At 62.1% G+C, this 16,656-nt stretch carries 14 protein-coding genes; 8 read left to right on the top strand and 6 right to left on the bottom strand.

Annotation, left to right across the window (positions count from 1 at the left end):
• Window positions 1–100: 100 nt before the first annotated feature.
• Together NKJ67_RS26920 and NKJ67_RS26925 are read right to left on the bottom strand one after the other, a co-directional pair.
• Window positions 101–469: a four helix bundle protein gene (locus tag NKJ67_RS26920; RefSeq protein WP_127321903.1), complete on the bottom strand. Its 369-nt coding sequence runs from the start codon at window positions 467–469 to the stop codon at window positions 101–103.
• A 30-nt stretch (window positions 470–499) separates the two neighbouring features.
• Window positions 500–1,936: a glutamine synthetase family protein gene (locus tag NKJ67_RS26925; protein ID WP_164749124.1), complete on the bottom strand. Its 1,437-nt coding sequence runs from the start codon at window positions 1,934–1,936 to the stop codon at window positions 500–502.
• A gap of 164 nt (window positions 1,937–2,100) precedes the next feature.
• Here NKJ67_RS26925 and NKJ67_RS26930 point away from each other — a divergent pair, with 164 nt between their 5' ends.
• Window positions 2,101–2,814: an HAD family hydrolase gene (locus NKJ67_RS26930; RefSeq protein ID WP_352584168.1), complete on the top strand. Its 714-nt coding sequence runs from the start codon at window positions 2,101–2,103 to the stop codon at window positions 2,812–2,814.
• Window positions 2,815–2,865: 51 nt separating this feature from the next.
• Here the strand turns inward: NKJ67_RS26930 and NKJ67_RS26935 are convergent, their stop codons facing one another.
• From NKJ67_RS26935 to aceA, 3 genes are all read right to left on the bottom strand, one after another.
• Complete coding sequence (locus tag NKJ67_RS26935; RefSeq protein WP_245463682.1) at window positions 2,866–3,270, bottom strand: ANTAR domain-containing protein; 405 nt, start codon at window positions 3,268–3,270, stop codon at window positions 2,866–2,868.
• A gap of 279 nt (window positions 3,271–3,549) precedes the next feature.
• Window positions 3,550–3,792, bottom strand: coding sequence for an SMc00767 family acetate metabolism repressor (locus tag NKJ67_RS26940; protein WP_023766759.1), 243 nt, complete (start codon window positions 3,790–3,792; stop codon window positions 3,550–3,552).
• Between the two features lie 57 nt (window positions 3,793–3,849).
• On the bottom strand, window positions 3,850–5,139 hold the full coding sequence (aceA, locus tag NKJ67_RS26945; protein WP_128309403.1) for an isocitrate lyase: 1,290 nt from the start codon (window positions 5,137–5,139) through the stop codon (window positions 3,850–3,852).
• Between the two features lie 227 nt (window positions 5,140–5,366).
• On the opposite strand from aceA, the gene NKJ67_RS26950 reads away from it, so the two are divergent.
• The 6 genes from NKJ67_RS26950 (at window position 5,367) to NKJ67_RS26975 (ending at window position 12,378) form a co-directional block, all read left to right on the top strand.
• Window positions 5,367–6,809: a helix-turn-helix domain-containing protein gene (locus NKJ67_RS26950; protein ID WP_127268367.1), complete on the top strand. Its 1,443-nt coding sequence runs from the start codon at window positions 5,367–5,369 to the stop codon at window positions 6,807–6,809.
• Window positions 6,810–6,959: 150 nt separating this feature from the next.
• Entirely contained in the window at window positions 6,960–7,910 is a 951-nt protein-coding gene (locus NKJ67_RS26955) for a DMT family transporter (RefSeq protein WP_127268368.1), read from the top strand.
• Between the two features lie 340 nt (window positions 7,911–8,250).
• Window positions 8,251–9,348: a polyamine ABC transporter substrate-binding protein gene (locus tag NKJ67_RS26960; protein ID WP_352584172.1), complete on the top strand. Its 1,098-nt coding sequence runs from the start codon at window positions 8,251–8,253 to the stop codon at window positions 9,346–9,348.
• A gap of 84 nt (window positions 9,349–9,432) precedes the next feature.
• Window positions 9,433–10,572: an ABC transporter ATP-binding protein gene (locus tag NKJ67_RS26965; protein ID WP_127272201.1), complete on the top strand. Its 1,140-nt coding sequence runs from the start codon at window positions 9,433–9,435 to the stop codon at window positions 10,570–10,572.
• A gap of 8 nt (window positions 10,573–10,580) precedes the next feature.
• Window positions 10,581–11,555, top strand: a complete 975-nt coding sequence (locus NKJ67_RS26970; RefSeq protein WP_127327953.1) for an ABC transporter permease subunit — start codon at window positions 10,581–10,583, stop codon at window positions 11,553–11,555.
• A gap of 4 nt (window positions 11,556–11,559) precedes the next feature.
• Window positions 11,560–12,378: an ABC transporter permease gene (locus tag NKJ67_RS26975; RefSeq protein WP_127271643.1), complete on the top strand. Its 819-nt coding sequence runs from the start codon at window positions 11,560–11,562 to the stop codon at window positions 12,376–12,378.
• 22 nt (window positions 12,379–12,400) lie between these two features.
• Here NKJ67_RS26975 and NKJ67_RS26980 read toward each other — a convergent pair whose 3' ends face one another.
• Window positions 12,401–14,251 carry an AsmA family protein gene (locus NKJ67_RS26980; RefSeq protein WP_352584176.1) on the bottom strand — a complete coding sequence of 617 codons (1,851 nt, stop codon included), beginning with the start codon at window positions 14,249–14,251 and terminating at the stop codon, window positions 12,401–12,403.
• Between the two features lie 254 nt (window positions 14,252–14,505).
• Here NKJ67_RS26980 and NKJ67_RS26985 point away from each other — a divergent pair, with 254 nt between their 5' ends.
• Entirely contained in the window at window positions 14,506–16,464 is a 1,959-nt protein-coding gene (locus NKJ67_RS26985; RefSeq protein ID WP_352584178.1) for an acetoacetate--CoA ligase, read from the top strand.
• The last annotated feature ends 192 nt before the right edge of the window (window positions 16,465–16,656 follow it).

Here is a 16,656-nt window from a genome sequence, read left to right on the forward strand (position 1 = left end):
CTTTTGTGATTATCTCCTGCTCGCCAGTTGTAGTCGTCGTCAGTTGGGCAGTTGTGCATTAGGCATGGTGGGCAGTAGGGCAGTAGGGCAGTAGGTGGGGCTATTCCGGTGACAGTTTTCGGATCAGAAGCCGCAAGAGCGTTCCTACACTCTCACTGCGGGTCATCAAGGGTTCGACCGTCTCGTGCGAGGCGATTCCGACGCGTTGCGCGATTAGCAGATGGGTCTCCAGTTCCTTGAGGGATCCCTGGGCAATCCTGAGAAATTGCTGATAGGAAGCTCGGCTTTCTCGCCCGTAACCTTCGGCAATGTTGGCGGGAACGGATGTGGCTGCACGGCGTACCTGAGTCGTCAGTCCGTAGAGTTCATCCCTTGGCCAAGCTCTGGTTGTTTCGTAGATCGATACCGCCAGATCCATAGCTTGCTGCCAGACAATTAAATCCCTGTACGATTCAATCTTGGCCGCCATCCTTGCCCTACTGCCCTACTGCCCTATTCCCTACACATTCAGCAACAAATACTCCCGCTCCCACGGGCTGATCACTTCCATGAAGGTCTCGAACTCCGCCCGCTTGATCGCCGCATAGGTGGCGGCGAAGGACTTGCCCAGATGCGCGCAGAGTTCCTCGTCGCCCTCGAACAGGTCGACGGCTTCGAGCAGGCCACGCGGCAGGTCGATTTCGTCGGCATTGGCTGTGGTCAGCACGGGAGGCTCGGCCTTGATCTTGTTGGTGATGCCGATCAGCCCGCAGGCAAGCGATGCCGCCAGCGCCAGATAGGGGTTGGCATCGGAGGACGGGATGCGGTTTTCGACGCGCCGCGCCGCCGGATCCGAGCGCGGCACACGAAACGCCGTGGTGCGGTTGTCATAGCCCCATTTGTTGTTGACCGGCGCCGACGCCGCCTGCGTCAGCCGGCGGTAGGAATTGACATAGGGCGCGAACATCACAAGTGCGTTCGGCACATGCTTCTGCATGCCGCCGATGAAGTGGAAAAAGTCGTCGGTTTCCGATCCGTCAGCGGCCGAAAAGATGTTCCGTCCGGTCTTCTTGTCGATGATCGACTGGTGGATGTGCATGGCGGAGCCGGGTTGCCCCTGGATCGGCTTGGCCATGAAGGTGGCGTAGATCTCGTGCTTCAGCGCCGCCTCGCGAATGGTGCGCTTGAACATGAACACCTGGTCGGCCAGTTCGATCGGGTCGCCGTGGCGCAGATTGATCTCCAGCTGGCCAGCGCCTTCCTCGTGGATCAGCGTGTCGATCTCCAGGCCCTGGCTTTCAGAGAAATGGTAGATGTCATCGATCAGTTCGTCGAATTCGTTGACGCCGGCGATCGAATAGCCGGCGCCGCCACCGATCGCGCGTCCCGACCGGCCGACCGGCGGGGTCAGCGGATAGTCCGGATCGGGATTCTTGCGCACGAGGTAGAACTCGATCTCGGGCGCCACCACTGGCTTCAGGCCGAGCTTGTCATAGGCGGCCACCACACGTTTCAACACATTGCGCGGCGTGAACTCGACCGAGCGTCCGTCCTGGTGGACGAGGTCGCAGATGACCGCGGCCGTCGGGTCTTCTTCCCAAGGCACCACCGTCAGCGTCGACAGGTCGGGCATGAGTTTGAGGTCGCCGTCATCTTCCGGGTAATGGAAGCCGTTGCCATCCTCGGGGTAGCCGCCGGAAATCGTCGTCATGAAGACTGCCGACGGCAGCGCCAGCGAGGTGTTGGAGGTGAATTTCTTCGATGGCATCATCTTGCCACGCGCAACGCCTGCCTGATCGGGCGTGATGCACTCGATGTCCTCGATGCCGCGCCACTCCAGCCAGGCGCTGACTTCCTTCCAGTTCTTGACGCCTCGTTGGTTTTTCACGAAGGCAGGCGTGCGGGCGCGTCCTCCGCGGCTCGACGGACGGACTTCCTTTTTTGCAGGCGGCATCATTCACCAGATTGGGTTGCGGATTGTGGAGTATAGCCGTGCCCTCCTATGGAAGGGAAGGGGAGCCGCGTCGGGCATTGGCCGGCGCGGTTGAAAATCACGCCAATCGGCTTAGTTTCGGCCGTCCCATGTCAATCGAGGCCCCCAAATCTTAATCGAGAAATTGAATGCGGCCCAACGGCAAACTGACAACGATCGGATTCGATGCCGACGACACGCTGTGGCAGAACGAGCAGTTCTTCCGGCTGACGGAAAAGCGCTTTGCCGCCATGCTCGTCGACCATGGCGAAGCCGAGCATATCTCGGCACGATTGCTGGAGGCCGAAAGGCGCAACCTCGCCGTCTATGGCTTCGGCATCAAGGGATTTACCCTGTCGATGATCGAGACGGCGATCGAGGTCACGCAAGGCCGCGTGCCGGCTTCGGTCATAGCGGAGATTCTCGATGCCGGCCGCGAGATGCTGAGCCATCCGATCGAGGCCTTGCCGCACGCCCGCGAGACGGTCGAAAAGCTTGCCGGCGCATTCCGCCTCGTGCTGATCACCAAGGGCGACCTCTTCGATCAGGAGCGCAAGCTGGCTGGCTCAGGCCTTGGCGATCTGTTCGACGCGGTCGAGATCGTCAGTGACAAGAATGCAGCCACCTATAGCAGGCTCTTCAACCGCCACGGTGATGGTCCGGCGAAAAGCATGATGGTCGGCAACTCGCTGAAGTCGGATGTGGTGCCGGCCATAGAGGCCGGCGGCTGGGGTGTCCATGTGCCGCATGAACTGACATGGGTGCTGGAGCATGTCGAGGCGCCGGTAACCGAATCGAGGTTCCGCCAGATATCCGATCTCGGACAACTGCCCGGACTGATCGAAAGCATCATCGATCCGTGATCGCCTCAATTCCGGACGGAAAACCGCCTGCGTACTTTTCCCGCAATTGCCTTAGCGGCCGATCAGGCGATCGATCACCGGTTGCAACCGTTCGGGCGTGATCGGCTTGGCGACCACCACGTCGATGATACCAGACAGGCCCAGACTTTCCGTCGTGCCGTTCTTGGTTGACAGCAGGATTACCGGTGGCAGCGATTTGCCCGAGGCGCGGCGCAACGCGTCGATGCTGGACATCAGATTGTCGCAGTCCTTGTTGTCGGCGCCGCCGTCGAGGACAACCACACCGGGAATGAGCGACCGCAAGATCCTTGCCGCCGTGTCGGGAGATTCCGAAATCGGCTTGAGCCCGGATCGCTCGACGATCTTTGAAATCACCACGCGATTGATCGGCGATTTCCCGACGACAAGCACCTGCGACGGATCGCGGATCGCCTCGGTGGTTGAGTCGCGGGTCACCGGATTCGGATGTCTTGGAGTCTCGCCTTCGCGATTCACCGGGCACACAAGTCGGCCAAGAAGCTCGCCCCTATTTCAATGCAGAGTTGAATCCGGAGCGCAATTGGCGTGAGATCGTAGCCTGTGTCAAGTTGAAATAAAAGTGCCCGAAATCATCGCCGGTAGCAGTGAATTTCAAGCAACGCTACTGTACTCAACTGTCCATACGTGGATTTCATAAAGAGAAGATTCACCTGCGCAGGGGCTGCGCAGGTGAAGGGTCGGTTGCATGGATTTCAGTCAGCTGTGGCTCTGCTGCGTGACGATCACCGGGATCAGCAGATCGCCCCAGTTGCCGTCGCCGCCGTGATGTCGTGCCGAGCGCACGAGTTCCACCGAGACGCCCGCCTCGACCGCCTTCATCACCGACTGGTTGAGGCGGTGCAGGTCGTTGGCCAGCATGCGGATCGTCGCCTGCTGGTCGACGCTCATCGTCGTCGACTGTTCCTCGGCGCGTTCCTTGACGCGGCTTATCGATGCCATTGGTCTTCTCCTGTGTTCCCGGCCCTGTTGGGCGTTTCCTCTGTACTTTGCTGCTCGCTATTCCGCGGCCGGTTTGAACTGCGCGTGCTCGGTCGATTCATGCATGGCGGTGGTCGATGACTGGCCGCCGGTGATCGCCATCGACACGGCGTCGAAATAGCCGGTGCCGACTTCGCGCTGATGTTTGGTTGCGGTGTAGCCATTGGCCTCGGCCGCGAACTCCGCTTCCTGCAACTCGGAATAGGCCGCCATCTGCCGCGCCTTGTAGCCGCGCGCCAGTTCGAACATGCCGTAGTTGAGCTGGTGGAAGCCGGCGAGCGTGATGAACTGGAACTTGTAGCCCATGGCGCCGAGCTCTTTCTGGAACCTGGCGATCGTCGCGTCGTCGAGGTTCTTCTTCCAGTTGAACGAGGGCGAGCAATTGTAGGCGAGCAGCTTGTCGGGATGATGCTTGCGCACGCCCTCGGCGAATTTCCTGGCCTGCGTCAGGTCCGGCTTCGAGGTCTCGCACCAGATCAGATCCGCGTAAGGCGCATAGGCGATGGCGCGGGCGATGCAGGGCTCGATGCCGTTCCTGACATGGTAGAAGCCTTCCACCGTGCGCCCGGCGTCGTAGTCGACGAAAGGCTGGTCGCGTTCGTCGATGTCGGAGGTGAGCAGCTTGGCGGCTTCCGCATCGGTGCGCGCGACGACCAGGGTCGGCGTGCCCATCACGTCCGCCGCCAGGCGCGCGGCGTTGAGGTTGCGGATGTGCGCCGCGGTCGGGATCAGCACCTTGCCGCCGAGATGGCCGCATTTCTTTTCCGACGCCAACTGGTCCTCATAATGGACGCCGGCGGCGCCCGCCTCGATGAAGGCCTTCATGATTTCGAAGGCGTTGAGCGGTCCGCCGAAACCGGCTTCCGCGTCGGCGACGATTGGCGCGAACCATGTCTCGACCGAAAGCCCGTTGCCTTCGGACGTTTCGATCTGGTCGGCGCGCTGCAGCGTCCGGTTGATGCGCTTGACCAGTTCGGGCGCTGCATTGGCCGGATAGAGCGACTGGTCCGGATACATCGCGCCAGCCGTGTTGGCGTCGGCGGCAACCTGCCAGCCCGACAGGTAGATCGCTTTCAGCCCGGCGCGCACCTGCTGCATCGCCTGATTGCCGGACATGGCACCGAGCGCGTTGACGAAGTCCTCCTCATGGATGAGCTTCCACAGCCGGTTGGCACCCATTTCGGCGAGGCTCTGACGGATCTGCACCGAACCGCGCAGACGCTTCACATCCGCCGCGGAGTAGGGCCGTTCGATACCGTCGAAACGACCTTCCGGGGCCGATGGCACGAGGTTGTAAAAATCAGTCATTGGTCACTCCGAGGAATTGCTGAACTGTGTCAAGGCTTCAAGAATTTGGGGTCGTTGGGGTATGACTGGATTTACATTTCTGCGCGACATCAGCCACAAAAATCAGGGAAACCGACGGAATATAAGAGAAAACCTGTGTTGCGTTTGACAGAGGTGCGTTGTAAATTTGTCATTATTGTAAAAGGACCGAGTCCAGAAATTCGTGTAAATGCTGTAAAGGACAGTCCGTGGCTGACCAGAAGATTTTCGCCGGGCCGCGCATCCGCCGCATCCGCAACGCCAAGGGCCTGACGCAGACGGCGATGGCCGAGGGTCTTGGCATTTCGCCCTCCTATCTCAATCTGATCGAGCGCAACCAGCGGCCGCTGACGGTGCAGCTGATCCTCAGACTGGCCTCCGTCTACAAGGTCGATCCGCACGAGCTGCAGGGCGAGGCGAGGGGGTCGGTCGCTGCCTTGAAGGAAGTGTTCACCGATCCCCTGCTGGTCGGCGAGTTGCCGGGAGATCAGGAACTGATCGAGCTTGCCGAGGCCGCGCCCAACGCGTCCGCGGCGGTGATAAAACTGTTCCGCGCCTATCGCGAGCAGGCCGAGCGCCTGTCCGACCTAAACGAGCTTTTGGCGCGCGAAGGTCGGGCGACGGCGCTTTCCGGCGCCCGCCTGCCGATCGACGAGGTGCACGAGATTTTCGAGCGCCGGCCGAACCATTTCGCTGCCCTCGAGGGGGAGGCCGCGGCGTTCACCTCGGTGCTCGATCCCGGCGACGATCTGTTCGGCGCGCTGAAGGCCTGGCTGAAGCGCGAATATGGCATCGTGGTCAAGGTGCTGCCGGTCGCCACCATGCCGAACTGGCGCCGCCGTTATGATCGTCATTCGCAGCGCCTGTTCCTGTCCGAACGCCTGTCGCCGTTCGACCAGTTGCGCGAAGTCGCGATGGAGGCCTGCCTGATCCGCATGACGGTCGCGGTCGCCGGCGAGATCCAGGCGCTCAAGCTGAGCACCGACGAGGCGCGCCGCCTGGCCCGCTTCGAACTTGGCCGTTATGCGGCGCATGCGCTGATGATGCCCTATCAGGCCTTTCACGCGGCTGCCGTGCGCGCCCGCTATGACATCGATGTCCTGCGTTCGCGCTTCGGCGTCTCCTTCGAACAGGCAGCCAACCGGCTGACCATGCTGCAGCGGCAGGGTGCCTCGGGGGTGCCGTTCTTCATGCTGGAGGTCGACAATGCAGGCAACCGCTTCCGCAAGGCCGGCAGCCAGGGCTTTCCACAAAGCCGCTTTGGCGGCGGCTGTCCCAAGCTGCCCGTGCATGTTGCCTTCACCCAACCCGGCCAGGTCTTCGTCGAGGCAGTGGAAATGCCCGACGGCGCCGAGTTCCTGTGCATCGCCCGCACGCTGGAAGGGCCGCAAGGCGCATTCTCGGAACGTCCGCGCCGCACCGCGCTGCTGCTCGGTTGCGACATCGGCTTTCGGGACGAGATCGTCTATGGCGCGGCATTGCCCGGTGCGGCAATCACCGCAAAGGCCGGCAGTATTGCGGCGACGCCGGTCGGGCCTGCCTGCCGGCTTTGCGAACGCGTCGGCTGCCTGGCGCGGGCCGAGCCGCCGGTGACGCGCCCGCTCGGCCTTGACGAGATGGTGACGGGCCTGAGTGCCTTCGATTTCCAGTAACGCCGTGTCCTCTGAAATGGGGGCAAGGTGCCATAATTGTCGCCGGCCGCTGGCTCAGTTCCGGCCTGCGCCTTTGCGTTACGCGAACAGAGCATCTTTTTGTCGTCCCTTGCGCATCGTCCCGTCCACAAAAGCCCGACAGTCGCGCTCATGATCGATACCGCATCGCCGATCGTCGCATCGCCAGCCGTCTCGCCGCGCGAGGAGCGCGTCGGCATGCTTTTGGTCTTCCTGTCGGCGCTGATGTGGAGCTTCGGCGGCACCATCGCCCGCTTCATCACTGTCGGTGACAGCTGGACGGTCATTTTCTGGCGATCCGTCTGGGCAGCCGCCTTCCTGGTCTGCTTCATGGTCTGGCGTGACGGCTGGCGTGGCACGTTGAAGCTGTTCCACGACATGGGTCTGCCCGGCCTTGCCGTCGGGATCTGCTTTGCCACCGCATCGACCGCCTTCGTCGTGGCGCTGGCCTACACCACCGTCGCCAACATCCTTTTGATGCAGGCAGGCGTGCCGTTGCTGGCGGCGCTGTTTGCCTGGGCGTTGTTTCGCGAAAGGGTCGGTGTCGCCACCTGGGTGGCAATCGCCGCCGTCATCACCGGCGTCGCCATCATGGTGTCGGAATCGCTGGATGGCGCCGTCTCGCCCATAGGCGATGGGCTGGCGCTGTTGATCGCGGTCATGTTCTCGGTCGCCACCGTCATCACCCGGCGGTTTTCCGGCGTGCGCATGACGCCGGCGACGTGCCTCGGCACCATGCTCGCGGCCGGCTTTGCCGTCTCGCAGGCATCGACCTTCACCGTGTCAGTCAGCGACATGGGCTTTCTGTTTGCCTTCGGCGTGGTCAATCTCGGCCTCGGTCTCGCCTTCTTCGCCACCGGCGCACGACTGATCCCGGCGGCCATCGCGGCTCTGCTCGGCACGTTCGAGCCGATCCTGGGCCCGATATGGGTCTGGCTCATCCATTCCGAGGTGCCGTCGGGGCGCACCATCATCGGTGGCGCGGTGGTGGTCACGGCGCTGCTCGTCCATATCGGGCTCGAATTCAAGCGCCAGGCACGGCCCGAACGCGCAGGGGTCACCGGGGTGCCGTCGCCTAATTGAAGCGGCCTGCAGCTTTGCCATTGACAACGTCGCTGCAGCACGGGCAGGCTGGGGATACGGCAACAACAAGACAGGCGTATCTTGCCAAGTCTCCCAGCCGGTCCGATCGGGACCGGACCATATCGTCGTATCTCTGCCCGCGCCACGGCGAAAGCCTATGACGGTATTGGCACGCCTCCCAGGCCACCTCAGGGGCAACCAGCCATCTCATCGAACCGCCTGCATGGTCTCGGCAGTTCGCGCTTGTCGCCCCTTGGAAAGCTCAATAGTCTGAAGAAAATGCCGGTCGCGCTGATATCGCGACGAGCCGGTGAAGGAACACTCATCAAAGGAGAATAGCATGATCCGCAAAGCGCTCTGGCTTTCGGCAACCTCGGCATTCCTGACATTGTTCACCGTCGGCGGTCACGCCGCGGATCGTGTCGTCAACGTCTTCAACTGGTCGGACTATATCGACAGTTCGATCATCGACGATTTCACCAAGGAAACCGGCATCAAGGTCATCTATGACACCTTCGATTCCAACGAAATCCTTGAGACCAAGCTGCTTGCCGGCGGCAGCGGCTATGACGTCGTCGTGCCCAGCGGCAATTTCCTTGCGCGCCAGATCCAGGCCGGCGTGTTCCAGAAGCTCGACAAGTCGAAACTGCCCAACATTTCCAACATGTGGGACACGGTTACCGAGCGCACCGCCAAGTACGACCCCGGCAACGAATACTCGGTCAACTACATGTGGGGCACGGTTGGCATCGGCTACAACATCAAGAAGGTGCAGGCGGCGCTTGGCACTGACAAGATCGACAGCTGGGACGTCTTCTTCAATCCCGATAGCCTGGCCAAATTGAAGGACTGCGGCGTCTACGTGCTGGACTCGCCGGCAGATATCATCCCGGCGGCGTTGAAATATCTCAACCTCGACCCGAACAGCACGTCACCCGATGATATCGCCAAGGCCGAGGAGACCTTGCTCAAGGTGCGGCCTTACATCAGGAAGTTCCATTCCTCCGAATACATCAACGCGCTCGCCAACGGTGATATCTGCCTGGCGGTCGGCTGGTCGGGTGACGTGTTCCAGGCCCGCAACCGCGCGGTCGAGGCCAAGCAGGGCGTCGAAATCGGCTATTCCGTGCCGAAGGAGGGCGCGCAGATGTGGTTCGACCAGATGGCAATCCCTGCCGACGCGCCGCATGTGGCGGAGGCGCTCGAGTTCATCAACTACATGATGAAGCCGGAAGTTATCGCCAAGTCGTCGAATTACGTGCTCTACGCAAACGGCAACAAGGCTTCGCAGCAATTCGTCGACAAGGCATTGTTGGAGGATCCTTCGGTTTATCCCGATGCCGAGACCATAAAGAAGCTCTACACCGTCTCGCCATACGATCCCAAGACCCAGCGCGTCATCACGCGCACCTGGACCAAGATCGTCACTGGCCAGTAAGCAATCCGACACGGTCCCGGCAGCCACCTGCCGGGACCGTTTCTACCTGGGGCAAGAAGCAAGAAAATCAGGACGGAGTGGGACATGAAATCGCTTGGCAGCATCCGCAGGGATTTTGCACCGTGGAACGACCCGAATGCCAAGCCGTACATCCAGTTCGACAACGTCACCAAGAAGTTCGGTGACTTCACCGCCGTCAACAATCTGTCTCTGACCATCTTCGAGCGCGAGTTCTTCGCGCTGCTCGGCGCCTCCGGTTGCGGAAAGTCGACGCTGCTCAGGATGCTCGCCGGCTTCGAGGAGCCGACAGCCGGCCGCATTCTGCTTGACGGCCAGGATCTGCGCGGCATCCCGCCCTACCGGCGGCCTGTCAACATGATGTTCCAGTCCTATGCGCTGTTCCCGCATATGACGGTCGAGAACAACATCGCCTTCGGCCTCAAGCAGGACGGCATGCCGAAGCCCGAAATCGCATCGCGCGTTGCCGAGATGCTGAAGCTGGTCAAACTCGAGCAGTTCGCCAAGCGCAAGCCGCACCAACTGTCCGGCGGCCAGCGCCAGCGCGTCGCGCTCGCCCGCTCGGTCGCCAAGCGGCCGAAGGTGCTGCTGCTCGACGAGCCGCTCGGCGCGTTGGACAAGAAGCTGCGCGAAGAGACGCAGTTCGAACTGATGGATTTGCAGCAGAACCTCGGCCTCACCTTCGTCGTCGTCACCCACGACCAGGAAGAGGCGATGACCATGGCCGATCGCATCGCCATCATCGACAAGGGCGAGGTGATGCAGGTGGCAACGCCGGCCGAAGTCTACGAGGCGCCGGGATCGCGCTTCGTCGCCGGCTTCGTCGGCAATGTGAACATGTTCGAGGGCAAGATCGCGCGTGGCGAGGCCGGCAGCGCCAGCATCGATGCCGGCAATGGCCTCACCATCCGCACCGACAATGCCGGCACTGCCGGCGCCGGGACGGCCGTCACCTTCGCCATCAGGCCCGAAAAGATCAAGGTGTCGTCGAAGAAGCCGGCCGAGGCGGTCAACGCCATCGAGGGCGAGGTCTACGACATCGCCTATCTCGGCGACATGACCGTCTACCATGTCAGGCTGGACGACGGCCAGGTGGTGCGCGCGAGCACCATGAACGCGGCCCGCATCACCGAGGATCCGCTGAGCTGGAACGACCGCGCCTGGGTTTCCTTCCGGCCCGATGCCGGCGTCGTGCTGACGCGGTAGGGGCGACCATGTCGAGCGCCGCCGTCACCACCTCATCAGCCTCTCCGGCATCCAATGCCGGCAAATCCCTCCTTGCCAGGCTGGGTGCTGCCTTCGTTGGCCGACTGGTCATCATCATCCCGTATGTCTGGCTGCTGTTTTTCTTCCTCATTCCGTTCGTCATCGTCTTCAAGATCTCGCTGTCGCAGACGGCGATCGCCATTCCGCCCTATACGCCGGCGCTCGATTTCAGCGGCGGCATTTCCGGGTTCCTGGCTCAGTTGAAGCAACTCAGCCTCGACAATTACACCTGGCTGACGCAGGACGCGCTCTACTTCAACGCCTATGTGACCAGCGTCATCATCGCCGCGATCTCGACGGTCCTGACATTGCTCGTCGGCTACCCCATCGCCTATGGCATGGCGCGCGCGCCGGCGACGATCCGCCCGACCTTGCTGATGCTGGTGATCCTGCCGTTCTGGACCTCGTTCCTGATCCGGGTCTACGCCTGGATCGGCATTCTCAAGCCCGAAGGGCTGCTCAATCAGCTGCTGCTCGCCACCGGCGTCATCCACCAGCCGCTGATCATCCTCAACACCTATACGGCGATCTTCATCGGCATCGTCTATTCCTACCTGCCGTTCATGGTGTTGCCGCTCTATTCCGCGCTTGAGAAGATGGACTATTCGCTGATCGAGGCAGCCAAGGATCTCGGCTGTCCGCCGACAAGTGCGTTCTGGAAGATCACCTTCCCGCTGTCGCTGCCCGGCGTCATAGCGGGCTGTCTGCTGGTGTTCATTCCCGCCGTCGGCGAGTTCGTCATTCCCGATCTGCTCGGCGGCTCGCAGACGCTGATGATCGGCAAGACGTTGTGGAACGAGTTCTTCGCCAATCGCGACTGGCCGGTATCGTCGGCCGTTGCCGTCATCCTCCTGTTGCTGCTGATCGTGCCGATCATGCTCTTCCAGCGGGCCCAGGCGCGCGCTCAGGAAATGGACAGGTGACCTCATGAACGCCACCTGGAGCCGCTTCAACATCACCTCGATCGTGCTTGGCTTTGCCTTTCTCTATCTGCCGATCGTGCTGCTCATCGTCTTCTCATTCAACGAGTCGAAACTGGTTACGGTCTGGGGCGGTTTCTCGACCAAATGGTACGTCTCGCTGTTCCACAATCAGGGCCTCATGGACGCGACCTGGGTGACGGCGCGCGTTGGCCTGATCTCGGCCACGGTAGCGACCGTTCTCGGCACGCTGGCGGCACTCACCTTGACCCGCTACACGCGCTTCAAGGGCAGGGTGCTGTTCTCCGGCATGGTCTTTGCGCCGCTGGTCATGCCGGAAGTGATCACCGGCCTGTCGCTGCTGCTGCTCTTCGTCGCCGTCGGGCTCGACCGCGGTTTTCTCACCGTAACGCTCGCTCACATCACGCTGACCATGTGCTTCGTCGCCGTGGTCGTGCAGTCGCGCCTCATGACCTTCGACCGCTCGCTGGAAGAGGCCGCGATGGATCTTGGCGCAACGCCGGTGAAGACCTTCTTCCAGATCACACTGCCGGTCATCATGCCAGCGATCGTCTCCGGCTGGATGCTGGCTTTCACGCTTTCGCTCGACGATCTGGTCATCGCAAGCTTCACCTCCGGGCCGGGCGCGACGACGCTGCCGATGAAGATCTACAGCCAGGTTCGCCTCGGCGTGACGCCGGAAATCAACGCCGCCTGTACCATTTTGATCGCCGTCGTGGCGATGGGCGTCATCATCGCCTCGCTTGCCAACAAGCGGCGTGAGGTGCAGCGCCAGCTCGACGAGCAGGTGGCGCAGCGCGGGTGAAAGACAGAAGGCGCAGTGTCGCCTATTCCCCCGAAATGCCGCGGCTGATCGGGGAAATGAACGGCGTGCTCCAGGTTCCGCCGACGAAGAATGATGACTGGTTGGGACCTTGCTGGCCGTTGGCCTGCGTTGCCGCCTGGTCAGGCTGAATGACGCCGCCGGACAAGGCCAGTCCGCGCCCGGCGTAGGACGCGATGCCGGACAGCCAGATCTTGTACTTCGCTGAATTGGCCTCGGCCTTGTCGATCCGCGCCACGCCCTTCGAAATGGTGGCCTTGATCTCGGCACCGTCGATCGGCAATGTTCCGTCAGAGACATCGTCGAGCGCGAAGAAGCCGCCCTGTTCGGTATGTTTGAGGAAGGCCGGCAGGTTGAGCTTGCTCAACGCACCCGGCCCGAAGGTCGCCGAGACCGAGCCGTCGGCATTGTCGAAGATGGAATCCCAGGTTCTGCCCGGCCCCTTGAGGATCACCGAGACGGTGCCCGTGCCGACCGGCACCAGCCGCGTCATCCCTGCCGCCGTGCCGAACGCACCGCCGTCGATGTCGGACGCCAGAAGGCGGATTTCGACCTGCGAGCCCTCCGGCTTGCGATCGAAGCGAAGGCTGGTCTGGATGTTGCCGCCGAAGGCCGAGGCATCGGAGATGTCGAATACCGACAGACCATCCTTGACCTGGGCGGTGGCGGCGACATCGGCGAGCTGGATAGGTCCCGCCGTGGCGTGGGCTGCCGACAGCCTCAGATCGAGATTGATCTTGTCGGCGAAACTTGTGTCGATTTCGCCGGGTCCCGCCCCTCCGGTCGGCACCAGCGGGGTGAAGGCCGAAAGAAACGATCTGAGGTCGAGCGTGTCGAAGGCGAGCGTACCGGAGATCACAGGTTGTGCGCCAAGCGAGAGGTCCAGTGCACCCATCCCCGGATTGTTGTCGAGTGCAATTGCCGTGTTGTCGAACTTGACGCGCCCGCCGGTCGCGGTGATCTTGCTCGAAATGCTGACCGAGCCGATCGCCGCACCCGGAGCGATGCCGGCCTGCGACCATTCCAGGACACGCCGCAGCGAGGGTGCCGAGAACTTCGCCTGACCGTCGAAATAGGTATTTTCAGACATGCTGGCCGTGCCGTCGAACGAGAAGGTGGCGGGCGCCGCCTTGAAGGACAGCGTCAGCGGCGCCGTGCCGCCGGCAAACAGCACAAGTGGTCTGGCCGAGGCGACGTCCAGCGCGACGCTTTCGCCCCGCCAGATCCCTGTTGCCGACAGCGTCGCATTGCTGTTCATCGCCGCCCAATTCGCCTGACCGTTTAAACTGCTCAGGATCTCGACGTCCTTGCCGCCGATGGACGCTACCATTCGGCCGTCGCGAAACTCGACCGTGCCGAAGGTGTCGGTAGGCAGCTTGTCGAGGTCCGGCTTGGCGGGGTCGGCATTGACCACGCCGCGCGCCGTGTCGATGGAACGCGTGATGCGCCCGCCGGTGGGGACAGCGGGCAGGAAAAGGCCGGCAGGCGTGCGCTGGACCCGGATCGTCGGCCGCACCAGCCGCGCCGTCGAAAACACCACGTCGCCGCGCAGCGCCGCCATGGCGGAAAGGTCGACCTCGACCCGTTCTGCCTCGACCACAGGCGGCGCCTCGGTGTCGGTCCATTGTGAAAGCGTCACATCGGTCAGGATTGCCCGGAATGTCGGCCAGACCTCGATGCGCGGCGAACCGTCGATGGCGACCCGGAAGCCGCTCCACGCGCTCATTTCCCAGGCGATGCGGTCGCGCACGATACGGGTGGAGGCAATCAGCGGCAGGGCGGCAACGACCAGCGCGACGACGATCACGGCAGCGCCGATCGCCCATATTCCGCGCCGGATCATAGATGATGGCATATGGCCCCGTATGCTTCCATTCCGACAAATCGCCCGGCGGGTGTAACCCCGGTCGTCACCACGACCCCAGTCGTCACCACGACCCCCAGTCGTCACCACGACTTCAAGTTGTCACTACGACTTAGGGCTGAGGCATTTCAAGTCTTTATGGCCCGGCGATGGCATTTGCGCACATCTGGTCGCATCAGCCGAACAAAATCTTGCTCTGCTGCGCTGCGATATGCATAAGCGATGGCGACCGTGGAGGAACGATCATGGCTGCCGGACAACCGCTCTGGACCCCGACGCAAGACCAGATTGACGCAGCACCCTTGACCGCCTTCACCAAGGCCGCCGGAGTGAAAGCCGGCGTAGCGTTTTCCTCGTATTCGCAGCTTCATGCCTGGTCGGTCGAGGACCGTGAAGGGTTCTGGAGCCTGGTCTGGGATTTCTGCGGCATCGTCGGCGACAAGGGCGATAAGCTGCTCGTCGACGGCGACAAGATGCCCGGCGCTTCTTTCTTTCCCGATGCGACACTGAATTTCGCCGAGAATCTGTTGAAGAAGACCGGCTCAGGCGACGCAATCGTGTTTCGCGGCGAAGACAAGGTCGAGCGCCGGCTGTCCTGGAACGCGTTGCACGCGCTGACCTCGCGGCTGCAGCAGCTTTTCCTGTCGCTCAAGGTGAAGAAGGGCGACCGCATCGCCGCCATGATGCCCAACATGCCGGAGACCGTCGCCGCCATGCTGGCCGCCGCCTCGATCGGCGCGGTCTGGTCGTCCTGCTCTCCCGATTTCGGCGAGCAGGGCGTGCTCGACAGGTTCGGCCAGATCGAGCCCGTCGTCTTCATCGCGCCGGATGGCTATTGGTACAATGGCAAGGCGATCGAAGTCGCCGACAAGATCGCCGCGGTCGCGGCCAAGCTCGGCACTGTCCGCAAGATTCTGGTCGTCGATTATCTCGGCACATCGAGTGATGTCGCCGGGACCATCGACAAGGCGGTAGCGCTGGAAGAGGCGCTGTCGCCCTTCGTCGGCAAGCCCGTTGCCTTCGAGCCGCTGCCGTTTTCGCATCCGCTCTACATCCTGTTTTCGTCGGGAACGACCGGCATTCCCAAATGCATCGTCCATTCGGCCGGCGGCACGCTGATCCAGCATGTCAAGGAACACCGGCTGCATGCCGGTCTCACCGATGGCGACCGCTTCTTCTACTTCACCACCTGCGGCTGGATGATGTGGAACTGGCTGGTGTCGGGGCTCGCTTCGGGGGCCACGTTGCTGCTCTATGACGGTTCGCCCTTCTACCCCGACGGCAGTGTGCTGTTCGATTTCGCCGATGCCGAGAAGATGACGTTCCTCGGCACCTCGGCCAAGTTCATCGATTCCGTGCGCAAGGCTGGCCTCAAGCCGATCCGCACGCATGATCTGGCCACTGTGCGGGCAATCTCCTCCACCGGCTCGCCGCTATCGCCGGAAGATTTCCGCTTCGTTTATGACGGCATCAAGAAGGACGTGCATCTGGCTTCGGTCTCCGGCGGCACCGACATCGTCTCCTGCTTCGTGCTCGGCGTGCCGACGCAGCCTGTCTGGACCGGCGAGATCCAGGGACCCGGCCTTGGCCTTGCGGTCGATGTCTGGGACGATGACGGCAGGCCGGTCCGGCAGGAGAAGGGCGAGTTGGTCTGCACCAAGGCTTTTCCGGCGATGCCGATCGGCTTCTGGAACGACCCCGAGGGCAAGAAGTACCGGGCGGCCTATTTCGAGCGCTTCGACAATGTCTGGTGTCACGGCGATTTCGCCGAATGGACCGCGCATGGCGGCCTGATCATCCATGGCCGCTCCGACGCCACGCTCAACCCGGGCGGCGTGCGCATCGGCACGGCGGAGATCTACAACCAGGTCGAACAGATGCCGGAGATTCTGGAAGCGCTGTGCATCGGCCAGGACTTCGACAACGACGTGCGCGTCGTACTGTTCGTGCGCCTGGCCGCCGGCGCGCAGCTCGACGAAAATTTGGAAAAACGCATCCGCGCCAAGATCCGCAGTGGCGCCAGTCCCCGCCATGTCCCGGCCAGGATCATTGCCGTGTCGGATATTCCCCGCACCAAGTCGGGTAAGATCACCGAACTCGCGGTGCGCGACGTGGTGCACGGCCGCGCCATCAAGAACAAGGAAGCGCTCGCCAACCCGGAAGCGCTCGACCTGTTCAAGAACCTGCCGCAGCTGGCCGAGTAGCTGCTACTGCATGTCGCTCAAAAGTGGTCCGGTTTTGAGACAACGACATGCATGAAAAAGGCCTTTCCGGCATGGTTAACGAAATATCTCGCTAGAATTTACCTAGATTTCATGAGTGGTACACATTCGTAAATTTTCCGGCACTCCGGTAAGGAGTTGTTAAGGTCCGGCGTCGATAGTCGCAGGTAACTT

The organism is Mesorhizobium sp. M0088, assembly GCF_040322895.1.
Lineage (GTDB): Bacteria > Pseudomonadota > Alphaproteobacteria > Rhizobiales > Rhizobiaceae > Mesorhizobium.